This is a genomic window from Rhizobium sp. JAB6, assembly GCF_003024605.1.
Taxonomy (GTDB): Bacteria; Pseudomonadota; Alphaproteobacteria; order Rhizobiales; family Rhizobiaceae; genus Rhizobium.
This window is the reverse complement of the sequence record NZ_PYJQ01000001.1, coordinates 496,630-510,630: the sequence shown is the minus strand read 5'-3', so window position 1 is coordinate 510,630 and position 14,001 is coordinate 496,630. Positions and strand designations below refer to the sequence as shown.

The following is a 14,001-nucleotide window of genomic DNA, read 5'->3' as shown; positions in this document are numbered from 1 at the left end:
AACGGCAGTATTGCAACTTATCCCGTGGTGATTTGGCCGGTCGGCTTGCAGCCACGTTAAACAAATGGCTAAAAAGACCGGGGTTGAACCGGTCTGCTTTCGCGACCGGTTTTTTTGTTTTGAAAGTGGTGATGGCATGAGCAAGACTTGGCGCCCCGCAACCCAGCTCGTACACAACGGAACGCTCCGTTCGCAGTTCGGCGAAACCTCCGAAGCGATCTATCTGACCCAGGGCTTCGTCTACGACACCTCGGAAGCGGCGGAAGCCCGCTTCAAGGGCGAGACGGATGGTTTCATCTATGCCCGCTACGGCAGCCCGACCAACGATATGTTCGAAAAGCGTATGTGCGCTCTCGAAGGCGCGGAAGATGCTCGCGCCACCGCGTCGGGCATGGCCGCCGTCTCCGCCGCCATCCTCTGCCAGCTGAAGGCCGGCGATCATATCGTCGCTGCCCGCGCCCTCTTCGGCTCCTGCCGCTGGGTGGTCGAGACGCTCGCGCCGAAATACGGCATCGAATGCACGCTGGTCGACGGCCGCTTCACCGAGAACTGGGAAAAGGCCATCCGCCCGAATACCAAGGTCTTCTTCCTCGAAAGCCCGACCAACCCGACGCTGGAAGTGGTCGACATCGCCGCCGTCGCCAAGCTCGCCAACCAGATCGGCGCAAAGGTCGTGGTCGATAACGTTTTCGCGACCCCACTCTTCCAGAAGCCGCTGGAACTCGGCGCCCATATCGTCGTCTACTCCGCCACCAAGCATATCGACGGCCAGGGCCGTTCGCTCGGCGGCGTCATCCTCTCCGACAAGCAGTGGATCGACGAGAACCTGCAGGACTATTTCCGCCACACCGGCCCGGCCATGTCGCCCTTTACCGCCTGGACGCTGCTGAAGGGTATCGAAACCCTGCCGCTGCGCGTTGCGCAGCAGACGGCGAACGCCTCCAAGGTCGCCGATTTCCTCGCCGAGCAGGGAAATAAGGTCGCCCGCGTGATCTATCCCGGCCGCAAGGACCATCCGCAGGCCGATATCATCGCCAAGCAGATGAGCGGCGGCTCGACCCTCGTCGCCTTCGAACTGAAGGGTGGCAAGGAAGCGGCCTTCAAGCTGCAGAACGCGCTGGAGATCGTGAAGATCTCCAACAATCTCGGTGACTCGAAGAGCCTGATCACGCATCCGGCCACCACGACGCACAAGAACCTCACGGACGAGGCCCGCGCCGAGCTCGGGATTTCGCCGGGCACCGTACGCTTCTCCGCCGGCATCGAGGACGGCGCCGATCTGGTCGAGGATTTCGCCCGCGCGCTCGAGCAGGTTTCCGCCTGATATCCGTCGAGCCGCCCGGACCTCTCCGGGCGGCTCGATTCGTTGTTAGGCAATTGGCAACTCGTCAGCTGGCGACCTTGAATTCGACTAGGCCGTTGTTCAGGAAGACCATCTTGTCGAACAATTTGAGATCCAGCGGATTGGGTAGGCGAACATCCGCAAGATCGGGCACGGGTTTCAGCTCCGGATCGTAGGAACGATCGATCTGCGAGATGAAGACGACGATCACGCCCCTGTCGCGCGCAAACGTCTTCAACGTCTGCACCTGGAACATCAGTTCCGGCTTCTCCCGCTTCTGATCCAGCAGTTGCAGAAAATCGACGACCGCCAGTGTGCCGCGCGGCGCTTGCGCCAGCCTCTCGACCATATAGTCTGCGCTAATCGCATCGGAATTGTCGAATTCGAACAGCGATGCAAATTCCGCATGATCGGCACCGATCGCCGGGAAACGTTCCAGAACGACCTTTTCCGTGTCCTCCAGCGTGAAGAAGATGCTGCGATTGCCTGATTTCATCGCTTCGACGGCAAGCCTCAGGCTCATCAGGGTCTTGCCGTGACCGGGCCGCGCGCCGATCAGCACCAGATCGCCCGGACTCAGACGCGCATATAGCTTGCCGGCGGGCACGGCTGAGCTCGCTTTGCTAGCAAGCAAACTCCAGCCTCCGAAACCCTCACCGGCCGCAATGCGATCCAGCGCGGCATGCAAAGGGATATTCTGCTGGCGGGACAGGAGCCTCGCCTTGCGTTTCAGATGATAAACAGGGGCAGAAAGCCTCATATAAACCTCCTATTGCGAGCAATGACCGCAACCCCTCCTTATGCCTGGCGCTCAAACAGTCGGTTTGAATATCGACGGCCCTGCATGAAATATACTTTCCCGAATGGAGGGGGGAGGCACGGGCCATGCCAGAATCATATGATAGCCGAAATCCTCCTGCTGGGGAATCTCACGCAAATCCTGCCAGGGGAACATATGGAGAAACGGGAGTGGATATGGCCGGGAGGTTTTGATGCCGGCCCGGCCAGATGCGAGCAGTGATCGCTGAAGTTCATATGCAATCGTAGCAAGCGTTTCCGGATGCGGAAGATACGTATACCCATACTCCGGTAGACAAGACCAAATGACGAGCCAACTCGGATACTTCGGGATGACTTCGTTAACCTTCAACATGAGTTATAATAGCTGGAATCACAGCCGCCCGGGCTGTTCACGCCGGATTTCATCACGCCGTTCCTTGACGGAAAGGATCGGTTATAGGATACCGCTAGATATCCTGCACTTTGCGGGAATTATGGAAAGCGGATAATATGCCGCAAACTTGAAAATGCTGAAACGGCAATGCGGCTTGAAGGAGCGATCGACGTTTCAGGGCAGTGACAAGGTGTCAGGCATGTATCGCGCCCTAACACGCGACATCGAGGTGGTTGTGGAGCCGTTTTATCTGGAGGAGCAATCCGATCCGGATGATGATCGCTATGTGTGGGGATACCGCATCGTCATTTCCAACCACTCGAAGGAAGCCGTGAAGCTGGTGACGCGCTACTGGCACATCACCGATATGAACGGCATCGTGGATGAAGTGACGGGCCCCGGCGTCGTCGGCGAGCAGCCGCACCTGAAGCCCGGCGATACTTACGAGTATTCCTCGGGCTGTCCGCTCGATACGCCGTCAGGCATGATGTTCGGCCACTATCAGATGGAGACGGACAACGGGGAGCTCTTTCACGTCAAGATCCCCGCCTTTTCACTGGATACGCCCAACCTGCTGCGCACGCTGAACTGAGCCGCTCCACATGCGGCGTCAGGCTGCCTCTATTTCCGACACTTCGAAACGGTAGGTCGTCGAGCAGAACTCGCAAGTGACGGCGATTTCGCCATTCTCCTGACTTGCCTCGATCTCCTCGGCTGTGAACCCTTTCAGGACGCCCTTCAGCTTGTCACGCGAGCACGAACAGCGATCGTAGACGGCCTTCGGTTCATAGGCTCGGACGCCGCGCTCATGAAAGAGACGATAAAGAAGCCGCTCTGTGCCAACCTGCGGGTCCGTCAGCTCGTCGGCATCGATGGTTTCCACCAGGCTTCGCGCCTCCGCCCAGGCATCGTCCTCGACATGATCGCGCACGCCGGTATCCCCATCGCCACCATGCAGGTCCGGCTGGCGCATGCGCTCGGGCGCTTCCGGCAAGAACTGCGCAATCAGGCCGCCGGCACGCCAGCGGTGACGCGGCTTGCCGTTCTCATCGCGATCAAAGAGCTCTGCAGCGCCCAGACGCACGCGCGTCGGGATCTGTTCCGACTGGCGGAAATAGGTACCGGCGATCTCTTCGAGCGAGGCGCCATCGAGCGCGACGATGCCCTGATAGGGCTGCGTAAAGCGGCCCTGATCGATGGTGAAGGCGAGAACGCCCTTGCCGAGCAGCTGCTCCGGCTCCGTCCTTCCTTCAGCCACTGCCTTTGCCAGAGCCTCTTCGTCGAAACGGGCATAAGCCCGCACATTTTCCGGCGTCGAGAAATCGGCAACCAGAAGGTCGACAGGACCGTCGCCCTTTGTCTGCACGGTGAACTTGCCTTCGAACTTCAGCGATGTGCCGAGCAGAACGGTCAGGACGATAGCTTCTGCCAAAAGACGCGCAACCGGCGCCGGATAGTCGTGCCGGGCGAGGATCGCATCCAGCAGCGGACCGAGCTGAACGGCACGGCCGCGTACATCGAGACCTTCCACCTGGAATGGAACGACGTGATCGTCACCGGCAAAATCGAACTGACCCAGCGTGGCGGCATTTTCGGCCATTGCTTTACTCCTGCAGCATGACGCCGAAAAGTGAGAGCGGTTTTCGGCCGACGTCATGCTCTATTTCTTTGATTCTAGAGCGAATTCAAATCTGAGGTCGCTTCGACCTAAGACCATCCGGCTCCAGGGCCCGCGCCCTGAGACGCGGCTTGATAACGTCAGATCGCGCCCAGGCACCAAGCAAGAATCGACTTTTGCGCATGAAGGCGGTTTTCCGCCTCATCGAAGACAACGGATTGCGGACCGTCGATCACTTCGTCCGTCACTTCCTCCCCGCGATGGGCGGGCAGGCAATGCATGAACAACGCGTCTTTGCCGGCCTGTGCCATCAAAGCCTTGTTGACCTGATAGGGCTGGAAGACGTTGTGACCGCGAGCCCGGTGTTCCTGATTCATGGAAACCCAGGTATCGGTTACCACGCAATCGGCGCCGGCGACCGCACGGTCCGCATCATGCGAGAGCATGATTTCGGCGCCCTCGTTGCGGGCCCAGTTCAGATAGTGATCCTTCGGCTCGGAACCAAGGGGTACCGCCATATTCATGCGATAGCCGAAGCGCGCGGCACCTTCGATCAGCGAATGCAGCACATTGTTGCCGTCGCCCGTCCAGGCGAGCGTCTTGCCCTTGATGGGGCCGCGATGCTCTTCGAAGGTCATGATATCGGCCATGATCTGGCAGGGGTGCGTATCGTCGGTCAGCGCATTGATGACCGGAACGGTCGCATGCTCGGCCAATTCCAGCAGGCGGGAATGATCCGTCGTGCGGATCATGATCGCATCGACATAGCGCGACAGGACTTTGGCGGTGTCGCCGATCGTCTCGGCGCGGCCAAGCTGCATTTCGGTACCGGAGAGGAACAGCGTCTCGCCGCCGAGCTGCCGCATGCCGACGTCGAAGGAGACGCGGGTTCGGGTGGACGGCTTCTCAAAGATCATCGCCAGCATCTTTCCGGCGAGCGGCTTGTCGGCCGTGCCGGCCTTCTGCGCGCTCTTTCGCACGATCGCGTCATCGATGATATTGCGCAGATCGGCAGCCGGAACGGCAGAGAGGTCGAGAAAGTGTTTCGGAGAAGCCATGTCCTTACCTGTGCTCCAGAAAAAAACAATAACGCCCGCGTGGGGCACGCATAAGCCCTTAAATCGGCAACGATTTTAGGAAAGCTTATGCGATTCCTAAATGTTACTGCGTCCCTTGCGCGTCGCCTCGACGCGCGGCGCAGTAATCGCCCCATCCACGGGCGTTGAATTCAAGCCGATTTCTTGGTGCGGGCAGCGCGCACACGCTCGGCGGCGCGCTCCAGGCGCGCAAGACCTTCGCGGGCTTCTTCGGCGGTGACGACCAGCGGCGGCAGCAGGCGGATGACGTTGTCGCCGGCCGGCACGCCCAGCAGATGCTCGGAGCGGATTGCCTGCAACAGGTCCGCCTGCGGAATGGCCGCCTTGACGCCGAGCATCAGGCCTTCCCCGCGAACGTCCTCAATGATGTCAGGAAAACGATCCTTGAGCGAGGCGAGCCCCTGGCGGAAGACCAGCGCGACATCGCGCACATGCTGCAGGAAGCCTTCGGCGAGCACGATATCGAGAACGGCATTGCCGACCGCCATGGCAAGCGGATTGCCGCCATAGGTCGAGCCGTGGGTACCGGCTTTCATACCGGAAGCGGCCTCGGCCGTCGCAAGGCAGGCACCGAGCGGGAAGCCGCCGCCGATGCCCTTGGCGACCGCCATGATATCGGGCTTGATGCCGGCCCATTCGTGGGCAAAGAGCTTGCCCGTGCGGCCGACGCCACACTGCACTTCATCGAGGATCAGCAGCAGGCCGTGCTCGTCGCAGATATGGCGCAGCCCGCGCAGGAATTCATTGGTGGCCGGGCGGATGCCGCCTTCGCCCTGCACCGGCTCGATCAGGATCGCAGCCGTCGCATCGGTGATGGCGGCGCGCACGGCATCGAGATCGCCGAACTGTACCTGATCGAAGCCCGGCGCTTTCGGGCCGAAGCCTTCGATGTACTTTTCCTGACCGCCGGCGGCGATCGTCGCGATGGTGCGGCCGTGGAAGGCGCCCTCGAAGGTGATGATGTGGAACTTCTCGGGATGACCCTTGGCAAACTGGTAGCGCCGCGCCGTCTTGATGGCGCATTCCAGCGCCTCGGCGCCCGAATTGGTGAAGAACACCTTGTCGGCGAAGGTCGCTTCCGTCAGCCGTTTCGACAACTTCTCCTGGCCGGGCACTTCATAAAGGTTCGACAGGTGCCAGACCTTGTCGGCCTGCGCCTTCAGCTCGGCGACCAGGTGAGGATGGGCATGACCTAGCGAGTTGACCGCGACGCCGGCTGCGAAATCAAGGTAGCGCTCGCCGTTTTCGGTGACCAGCCAGACGCCCTCGCCTCGCTCAAACCGCAGCGGAGCGCGCAGATAGGTGTCATAAAGCGGCGTGGTCTCGGCCATGGCCATATCTCCTGATCACAACTTTAAGGACCGATCGCTTCCATCCGATGAAACGGGTCCGAAAAAATCAAAAATGCCGCCTTGCGGCGGCTTGGGCACTATTGATGTTTTGCACCGCGATGTCAACAAAACTGCCGTTTTAGCAGGTGCGAGATAGCGCTCGCGGACAAAAGAGAGGGCTTCGGCGGCGCCTATGGCAGAAATGCCACGCCCGGGAAGCAAGTTGGGGAAAACCTCGAAATCGATTCCTCAAGATTCCCGCGACTCTTGTCACGGAGTCAGCCTCACACTAGGTTAAAAACCAATTGCTAGACTGCATGCGGCGGAACTAGTCACCACAATTTTAGAGCGTTTCGCGCCTCGAACCCATGCGAGGCAATGGTGAAGGATTCTGCCATCGGAAACGCGACAGCGGAGACAGGGCATGAATTGGACAGACGAACGCGTCGAGAAGCTGAAAAAGCTATGGTCCGAAGGGTTGAGCGCCAGCCAGATCGCTGCGCAGCTTGGTGGCGTGAGCCGTAATGCCGTCATCGGCAAGGTGCATCGCCTGAACCTTCCCGGCCGAGCGAAGGCGGGCGGCACGACAACCGCGGCGCGCACGCCGAAGCGCAGCGCAGCAGCCCCCCGTGCCGCGACCTACGGATCGCGCGTTGCTACCCGCACGGTGGTTGCCCGCCAGCAGGGCGCAACCATGCTGAAGGAAGAGATCGAGATCGATTCCGTCAACGAAATCCAATATCGCCCGGCATCGAATGTCGTCGTCCCGATCTCCCGCCGCCTCGGCCTGACGGAACTGACGGAGCGCACCTGCAAGTGGCCGGTCGGCGACCCGTTGAAGGACGATTTTCACTTCTGCGGCAATGACAGCCCGGATTCTTCGCCCTATTGCACCTATCATCAGCGCATGGCCTATCAGCCAGTGCATGATCGCCGGCGCAACAACGGCTGAAAATTCCAGCAAGACAAAGAGAAACGGGCCCCTCGAGGCCCGTTTCTCTATTTCCGCCGCTATACTTCTTTGAGTCCAAAGCGGATTCAGATTTTAGGTCGAAGAGACCTAAAATCATCCGGCTCTAGTGATACCCGAGCGGCCTTGCCGCTCAGGCTTCCATGGAGTAGCCCGCGCCGCGAACGGTACGGATGACATCCTGCATATTGGAGAAATTGAGCGCCTTGCGCAGGCGGCCGACATGGACGTCGACCGTACGTTCGTCGACATAGATATCGTGACCCCAAACGCCGTCGAGCAGCTGCGAACGCGAGAAGACGCGGCCCGGCGAGGACATCAAGAATTCCAGCAGGCGGAATTCCGTCGGCCCCAACCGCACTTCGCGGCTTTTGCGATGGACGCGGTGCGTCTCGCGATCCAGCTCGATATCGCCGCAACGCAGCACCGTGGAGAGAACTTCCGGGCGGGCGCGCCGCAGCATCGCCTTGACGCGAGCCATCAGCTCCGGCGTCGAGAACGGCTTGACGACATAATCGTCCGCGCCGGTCGAAAGCCCACGCACGCGCTCGCTTTCCTCGCCGCGGGCCGTCAGCATGATGATCGGCAGGCGCTCCGTCTCCGGCCGCATGCGTAGCCGGCGGCAGAGCTCGATACCGGACACGCCGGGGAGCATCCAGTCGAGGATCAGGAGATCGGGGATGCGCTCCTGGAGACGCAGCTCGGCCTCATCGCCTCTGAGGATCGTGTCGACCTCGAAGCCTTCGGCCTCAAGATTGTAGCGCAGCAGAACGCTAAGCGCTTCCTCGTCTTCTACAACAGCAACTCTCGGAACCATGCGCCTATGGTCTCCTTTCTTCGCTTCCAGATTATTCCGTCACTGCGCCGACGGTGTTGGCGGTATCGTCCTTCGGGCGCTCGCCTTCCGGCTGAGCACCTGTCGCCATGTAATAGATCGTCTCGGCAATATTGGTGGCATGGTCGCCGATGCGCTCGATGTTCTTGGCGCAGAAGAGAAGATGCGTGCAGGTGGTGATGTTGCGCGGATCTTCCATCATGTAGGTCAGCATCTCGCGGAAGAGCGAAGTGTACATGGCGTCGATCTCCTCGTCGCGTTCGCGGATCGACACGGCCTTGTCGGGCGAGCGGGTCGCGTAAACATCGAGAACTTCCTTGAGCTGGCTCAGCGCCAGTTCGGAGAGATGCTCGATGCCGCGGGCAAGGCGGCGGGGGACGCCGGTGCCCTGCACGGCGATGACGCGCTTTGCGGTGTTCTTTCCGAGATCGCCGACGCGCTCCAGGTCGGAGGCGATGCGGATCGAGCCCATGATTTCGCGCAGGTCCGCCGCCATCGGCTGACGGCGAGCGATGGTGACGATCGCCTTGTCGCCGACTTCACGCTCGGCGTGGTCCAGAACGACGTCGTCGGAGATGACCTTCTGGGCCAGGGCCGCGTCGCTGTTGACCAGCGCGCGTACGCTGTCGCTGACCATCTGCTCGGCCAGGCCGCCCATTTCGGCAATGCGGCGCGTCAGGAACTTCAGGTCTTCGTCATAGGCTGAGAGAATGTGAGTGGAGACCATTTTTCTATCCTCAAGGTGAACTGTGTGAAAGGAGCCGCGCGCCTGCCATCATCAACCAAAACGGCCCATGATGTAATCCTGCGTGCGGAAATCGTCGGGATTGGTGAACATCTTATCGGTGTCGTTCTCCTCGACTAGGTGGCCGAGATGGAACATGGCGGTACGCTGCGAGACGCGAGCTGCCTGCTGCATGGAATGCGTCACGATGACGATGGTGAAATTCTCCCGCAGCTCGTGGATGAGATCCTCCACCTTGGCGGTTGCGATCGGGTCGAGCGCAGAGCACGGCTCGTCCATCAGAATGACCTCCGGACTGACCGCAACGGCGCGGGCGATGCAGAGGCGCTGCTGCTGACCGCCCGACAGGCTCGTGCCGGCGTCGTGGAGCCGATCCTTCACCTCGCCCCAGAGACCCGCCTTCTGCAGGCTGGTTTCGACGATATGCTCGAGATCGGCCTTCGAACGGTGCAGACCATGGATGCGCGGACCGTAGGCGACGTTCTCATAGATCGACTTCGGAAACGGGTTGGGTTTCTGGAAGACCATGCCGACGCGGGCGCGCAATTCCACGACATCGATGCTGTCGTCGTAGACATCCTGATCGTCGAGCGTGATCTTGCCGGTGACGCGGCAGGTGTCGATCGTGTCGTTCATACGGTTGAGGCAGCGCAGGAAGGTGGACTTGCCGCAGCCGGAAGGGCCGATCAGGGCCGTGACCGTATTGGCGCGGATCTTCAGATTGACATCGAAGAGCGCGCGCTTGTCGCCGTAGAAGACGGAAACGTCCTGGCCGATCATCTTGTAGGGGATCGCCATCATCCTCCTGGACAATGCTTTTTCGCTTGCGGTTTCCGTCATCATGTTCATTTCGTGTGCCCTCCCTTACCAGCGCCGCTCGAAGCGGCGGCGCAGCAGGATGGCGCCGATGTTCATCGCGACGAGGAAGAAGAGCAGGACGATGATGGCGCCGGACGTCCTTTCGACGAAGGCACGCTCGGCTTCGCTCGCCCACATGTAGATCTGCACGGGCAGCGCCGTCGAAGGATCGAGCGGCGATGCCGGATAGCTGGCGACGAAGGCGACCATGCCGATCAGAAGCAGCGGGGCGGTCTCGCCGAGCGCATGGGCAAGCCCGAGGATCGTGCCCGTCAGAATACCAGGCATGGCGAGCGGCAGGACATGGTGGAAGACCACCTGCATGCGCGAAGCCCCGAGCCCGAGTGCCGCACTGCGGATCGAAGGCGGCACGGCACGCAATGCCGAGCGCGTGGCAATGATGATCATCGGCAGCGTCATCAGGCTGAGCACGAGACCGCCGACCAGAGAGGCCGAGCGCGGCAGGCCCATCATATTGATGAAGACCGACAGGCCCAGCAGGCCGTAGACGATCGAAGGGACGGCGGCGAGATTGTTGATATTCACCTCGATCAGATCCGTCAGCCGGTTCTTCGGCGCGAACTCCTCCAGATAGATCGAGGCGGCCACGCCCACCGGCAAGGCCAGCACGAGAACGGTCAGCATCAGGTAGAACGAGCCGATCAGCGCTACGCCGAGACCGGCGGCTTCCGGCCGGCTCGAATTGCCCGACAGGAAGAGACCGCTGTTGAAGGCCTTGTAAAGCGCGCCGCTTCCGCTGAGCTGCTTCATCCAGGCGACCTGGCGGTCGGATATCTTGCGATCCTTCTCATCGACCGTCAGATCGATCTGGCCCTTGTTGGCGGAATCGATATTGGCGCTGGCCAGGAAGGTGACGTTCCGTGTCGTTCCGATGATCGAAGGATTGGCGACCACCCTGTCACGCAGCGCGATCCTGGCGCTGTCCGACACCATGGCCGTCGCCTCGCGTACAAGCGCGCGGTTGGCCGGATCGGTACCAAGCGCCTTCACCAGCGCGTCGCGCACAAGAACCGGATAGTTTGCTGAGATCAGAACTTTCGGATCGGACGTCCGCTTTGCCCCCGGGTCGATCACCTTCTCGGTGAATTCGATCGGCAGGGTGATCGAGGTCTGGACGAAGGCGGTATAGCCCGTGCGGAACACTGTGGAGATCAGAATGACGAGGAAGATAAGGCCGAAAATGACGGCCGTGATCCCATAGGCGCGAAAGCGGCGTTCGGCGGCGTAGCGCCTTTTGATACCGATATCGCGGCGCACGGACACACCCGGCGTCAGGCCGCGCGGCATGTTGAGTTGGGAAGAGGATACGACATCGCTCATTCGTATTGCTCCCTGTATCGGCGGACGATGTATAGCGCATAGACGTTGAGACACAGCGTCAGGCAGAACAACGTGATGCCGAGTGCGAAGGCGACGAGCGTCTGCGGCGAGGTGAATTCCAGATCGCCGGTCAGCTGGTTGACGATCTTCACGGTGACAGTCGTCATCGGCTCGAACGGATCGAGCTGCATGCGCGCGGCGACGCCTGCTGCCAGCACCACGATCATGGTTTCGCCGATCGCGCGCGACGCAGTCATCAGCAATGCGCCGACGATGCCGGGAAGGGCCGCAGGCAGGAGCACACGCTTGACCGTTTCCGACCGCGTGGCGCCAAGGCCGAGCGAGCCGTCGCGCAACGAGCGTGGCACGGCCATGATGATATCGTCCGATAACGAGGAAACGTAAGGGATGAGCATCACGCCCATGACGAAGCCGGCTGTCAAAACACTCTGCGCTTCGATGAAGCTTCTGTAGTTTCCGGTCATCAAGCCATCGATCTCGGCTGAGATGTCGCGCAGGAAAGGGCCGACCGTGATGAGGGCGAAGAAGCCGTAGACGATCGTCGGAATGCCGGCCAGAACCTCCAGCATCGGTTTGGCCACCGAGCGGACGCGGGCCGAGGCATATTCGGCCATGTAGATCGCCGCGAACAGGCCGATGGGCACGGCAAAGAGCATGGCGACGAAGCCGATATAGATGGTGCCCGCCAGCAGCGGAATCAGGCCGAAGGTGCCTGAGGTCTGCAGGCCGGCGCCGGTGAAGCGCGGGTCCCAGACGGTGCCGAAGAAAAATTCGCCGGCCGGCACCATGCTGAAGAAGCGTACCGCTTCCGAAAGCATGGAAACGACAATGCCCACCGTCGTCAGCACCGCAATGGAGGAGGCGACGATCAGGGCTCCCAGAATGACCTGCTCGACGCCGTTGCGGGCGCGAAAACGCGGCGCGATGGCGCGCAGGCCATGGGCTGCGCAAAGCAGCGACAGGACGATCGCCGCTGCCGACATGACCATGCGGCTCAGTTCGCGCATGCCGTTATATTTGTTGGCGGCATCGATCATGTAGCCCGTGGGGCGAACGGCGAGGGGAACGCCCTTCTGCGCTAGGAGCAATTGCAGATCGACCTTGCCGCCATCGACATCGGCGAGCTCCCGGCTATCGAGCATGCGCATGCCGCGGGCAATGCTGCGCACCATGCCGTAGTTGAGATTGAGTTCGGCCGGAGGCAAAGACCGAACCTCCTCGGGAAAGCTTTTGGTCACCAGGCGGTCGATCACGATGGGGCTGACGATCAGCCATGCGCAGACGAGCGCTAAGGGTGGGAGCACCGCCCAGATGGCGGCATAGGCGCCGTGATAGCCGAGCCGGGAATGCATGGACGACGGCCTGCCGCCCGACAGCGCAGCCGCCTTCACCCGCCCCAGCACGAAAGCGGAGGCGCCGAAGACCGACAAGCAGAGCAGCAGCAGCGATACACTCATTCCCATTCCCCGGCGAACGCCGGCGCAGCGGAAAACCGCGCCGTGGCTCGATCCTTCAGCACTCACATGATCTTCCCGCCCGCGAAATCCTTGCGGATCTGGTCGCGTTCAGCATCCGGCGCCGGCACGAGGCCATATTCCGCCAGCGGGCCATCCGGTCCGATCATCTGATCGCTTGTGAAGAAATCGACATATTCCTTGAGCCCCGGGATGACACCCAGATGGGCCTTTTTGACGTAGAAGAACAGCGGCCGCGATACCGGATAAGTGCCATCCGCAATCGTCTGGCCCGAGGGCACGATGCCGCTGACGGTCGCAACCTTCAGCTTGTCGGCGTTGTTCTGGAAGAAATAAAGGCCGAAAACGCCGATGCCATGCCTGTTGGCGTTGATGCGAGCCAAAGTCTCGGGATAGTCGCCGTCGATATCGACAGCGGCGCCATCCTTGCGCACGGCAATGCATTTCTTTGCCTGCTGAGCGGCATCGGAGACTGCTGCCTTGATCACATCCGCTGCGCCGGAAGCTTTGCAGCCGGCGGTGAGCACCTTTTCCTCGAAGACTTCGCGCGTGCCATGCTTCTCCCCCGGGATATAGGCGGCGATTTCAAAATCCGGCAGCGACGGTTTGATCTCCGACCATTTCTTGTAAGGGTTGGCGACGAGCTTGCCATCGACGACCACTTCGGCGGCAAGCGCCTTATAGAGATCGACCGGTTCGAACTTGATGTCGGGATTGCTCTTTTCGAAGGCGAAGACGATGCCGTCATAGCCGATCTTGATCTGCTGGATATCGCTGACGCCGGCGGCCTTGCAGGCTTCGATTTCATTATCCTTGATCGGGCGCGATGAATTGGCGATGTCGATGGAATCCGTTCCGACGCCCTTGCAGAATTCCTTCAGACCGGCTCCGGAGCCGCCGGACTCCACCACGGGGGTCCTGAAATTGGTGAAGGTCTCGCCGAAGGTTTCGGCAACGATCTTGGCATATGGAAATACGGTCGATGACCCGGCGATCTGAATTTGGTCGCGGGCAGTTGCAGTGCCGGCAAGGGCAACCGATGCAACCAGTGCAAGAATGGACATTTTCAAAGCATTCACAATGAATCCCCCTGATGAGCTTTGAAGAGCGCCGAGGTGGAGGCCACATCCACTTTTTCAGCAGTCCATTCTTACTGGCGAAAACACCGCCCTTTTATGTCAGGCGAGTGAAACA

Annotated in this window: 13 protein-coding genes and 1 riboswitch; of the genes, 3 read left to right on the top strand and 10 right to left on the bottom strand. The window is 60.7% G+C overall.

Going from position 1 to position 14,001, the window contains the following annotated elements; all coding sequences use genetic code 11:
• Positions 1-14 precede the first annotated feature (14 nt).
• Positions 15-93: riboswitch (SAM riboswitch) on the top strand.
• A 43-nt stretch (positions 94-136) separates the two neighbouring features.
• A complete protein-coding gene (locus C7U61_RS02530) occupies positions 137-1,324 on the top strand; it encodes an O-succinylhomoserine sulfhydrylase (protein WP_106996545.1) in 1,188 nt (395 codons plus the stop codon).
• A gap of 64 nt (positions 1,325-1,388) precedes the next feature.
• On the opposite strand, the gene C7U61_RS02525 is transcribed toward C7U61_RS02530, so the two are convergent.
• The gene (locus C7U61_RS02525; protein WP_106996544.1) at positions 1,389-2,102 is read right to left on the bottom strand and encodes a DNA helicase; all 714 of its coding nucleotides are present in this window, start codon (positions 2,100-2,102) and stop codon (positions 1,389-1,391) included.
• A gap of 613 nt (positions 2,103-2,715) precedes the next feature.
• Between C7U61_RS02525 and apaG the strand changes: the two genes are divergently transcribed.
• Positions 2,716-3,108, top strand: a complete 393-nt coding sequence (gene apaG, locus C7U61_RS02520) for a Co2+/Mg2+ efflux protein ApaG (RefSeq protein ID WP_106996914.1) — start codon at positions 2,716-2,718, stop codon at positions 3,106-3,108.
• Between the two features lie 18 nt (positions 3,109-3,126).
• On the opposite strand, the gene C7U61_RS02515 is transcribed toward apaG, so the two are convergent.
• From C7U61_RS02515 to C7U61_RS02505, 3 genes are all read right to left on the bottom strand, one after another.
• Positions 3,127-4,116, bottom strand: coding sequence for an Hsp33 family molecular chaperone (locus C7U61_RS02515; protein WP_106996543.1), 990 nt, complete (start codon positions 4,114-4,116; stop codon positions 3,127-3,129).
• 158 nt (positions 4,117-4,274) lie between these two features.
• The gene (gene argF / locus C7U61_RS02510; RefSeq protein ID WP_069611241.1) at positions 4,275-5,192 is read right to left on the bottom strand and encodes an ornithine carbamoyltransferase; all 918 of its coding nucleotides are present in this window, start codon (positions 5,190-5,192) and stop codon (positions 4,275-4,277) included.
• Between the two features lie 170 nt (positions 5,193-5,362).
• Positions 5,363-6,562: an aspartate aminotransferase family protein gene (locus tag C7U61_RS02505; RefSeq protein ID WP_106996542.1), complete on the bottom strand. Its 1,200-nt coding sequence runs from the start codon at positions 6,560-6,562 to the stop codon at positions 5,363-5,365.
• Between the two features lie 424 nt (positions 6,563-6,986).
• Here C7U61_RS02505 and C7U61_RS02500 point away from each other — a divergent pair, with 424 nt between their 5' ends.
• Positions 6,987-7,514 (top strand): GcrA family cell cycle regulator, encoded by a 528-nt coding sequence (locus C7U61_RS02500; RefSeq protein ID WP_106996541.1) that lies wholly within the window; start codon positions 6,987-6,989, stop codon positions 7,512-7,514.
• A gap of 151 nt (positions 7,515-7,665) precedes the next feature.
• Here C7U61_RS02500 and phoB read toward each other — a convergent pair whose 3' ends face one another.
• The 6 genes from phoB to C7U61_RS02470 all read right to left on the bottom strand — a co-directional run bounded on the left by phoB (position 7,666) and on the right by C7U61_RS02470 (position 13,886).
• On the bottom strand, positions 7,666-8,349 hold the full coding sequence (phoB, locus tag C7U61_RS02495) for a phosphate regulon transcriptional regulator PhoB (protein ID WP_004128368.1): 684 nt from the start codon (positions 8,347-8,349) through the stop codon (positions 7,666-7,668).
• A 31-nt stretch (positions 8,350-8,380) separates the two neighbouring features.
• The gene (gene phoU / locus C7U61_RS02490; RefSeq protein WP_015338719.1) at positions 8,381-9,094 is read right to left on the bottom strand and encodes a phosphate signaling complex protein PhoU; all 714 of its coding nucleotides are present in this window, start codon (positions 9,092-9,094) and stop codon (positions 8,381-8,383) included.
• 51 nt (positions 9,095-9,145) lie between these two features.
• A complete protein-coding gene (pstB, locus tag C7U61_RS02485; protein WP_106996540.1) occupies positions 9,146-9,961 on the bottom strand; it encodes a phosphate ABC transporter ATP-binding protein PstB in 816 nt (271 codons plus the stop codon).
• A 15-nt stretch (positions 9,962-9,976) separates the two neighbouring features.
• Positions 9,977-11,278 carry a phosphate ABC transporter permease PstA gene (gene pstA, locus C7U61_RS02480; protein ID WP_106996913.1) on the bottom strand — a complete coding sequence of 434 codons (1,302 nt, stop codon included), beginning with the start codon at positions 11,276-11,278 and terminating at the stop codon, positions 9,977-9,979.
• A 29-nt stretch (positions 11,279-11,307) separates the two neighbouring features.
• The gene (gene pstC / locus C7U61_RS02475; protein WP_106996539.1) at positions 11,308-12,789 is read right to left on the bottom strand and encodes a phosphate ABC transporter permease subunit PstC; all 1,482 of its coding nucleotides are present in this window, start codon (positions 12,787-12,789) and stop codon (positions 11,308-11,310) included.
• Positions 12,790-12,851: 62 nt separating this feature from the next.
• Positions 12,852-13,886 (bottom strand): substrate-binding domain-containing protein, encoded by a 1,035-nt coding sequence (locus C7U61_RS02470; protein WP_106996538.1) that lies wholly within the window; start codon positions 13,884-13,886, stop codon positions 12,852-12,854.
• Between the last annotated feature and the right edge of the window lie 115 nt (positions 13,887-14,001).

Coding starts and splice junctions, on each gene's coding strand:
- C7U61_RS02530 (WP_106996545.1), top strand. CDS start 137: ATGAGCAAGACTTGGCGCCCCGCAACCCAGCTCGTACACAACGGAACG.
- C7U61_RS02525 (WP_106996544.1), bottom strand. CDS start 2,102: ATGAGGCTTTCTGCCCCTGTTTATCATCTGAAACGCAAGGCGAGGCTC.
- apaG (WP_106996914.1), top strand. CDS start 2,716: ATGTATCGCGCCCTAACACGCGACATCGAGGTGGTTGTGGAGCCGTTT.
- C7U61_RS02515 (WP_106996543.1), bottom strand. CDS start 4,116: ATGGCCGAAAATGCCGCCACGCTGGGTCAGTTCGATTTTGCCGGTGAC.
- argF (WP_069611241.1), bottom strand. CDS start 5,192: ATGGCTTCTCCGAAACACTTTCTCGACCTCTCTGCCGTTCCGGCTGCC.
- C7U61_RS02505 (WP_106996542.1), bottom strand. CDS start 6,562: ATGGCCGAGACCACGCCGCTTTATGACACCTATCTGCGCGCTCCGCTG.
- C7U61_RS02500 (WP_106996541.1), top strand. CDS start 6,987: ATGAATTGGACAGACGAACGCGTCGAGAAGCTGAAAAAGCTATGGTCC.
- phoB (WP_004128368.1), bottom strand. CDS start 8,349: ATGGTTCCGAGAGTTGCTGTTGTAGAAGACGAGGAAGCGCTTAGCGTT.
- phoU (WP_015338719.1), bottom strand. CDS start 9,094: ATGGTCTCCACTCACATTCTCTCAGCCTATGACGAAGACCTGAAGTTC.
- pstB (WP_106996540.1), bottom strand. CDS start 9,961: ATGAACATGATGACGGAAACCGCAAGCGAAAAAGCATTGTCCAGGAGG.
- pstA (WP_106996913.1), bottom strand. CDS start 11,278: ATGCCGCGCGGCCTGACGCCGGGTGTGTCCGTGCGCCGCGATATCGGT.
- pstC (WP_106996539.1), bottom strand. CDS start 12,789: ATGAGTGTATCGCTGCTGCTGCTCTGCTTGTCGGTCTTCGGCGCCTCC.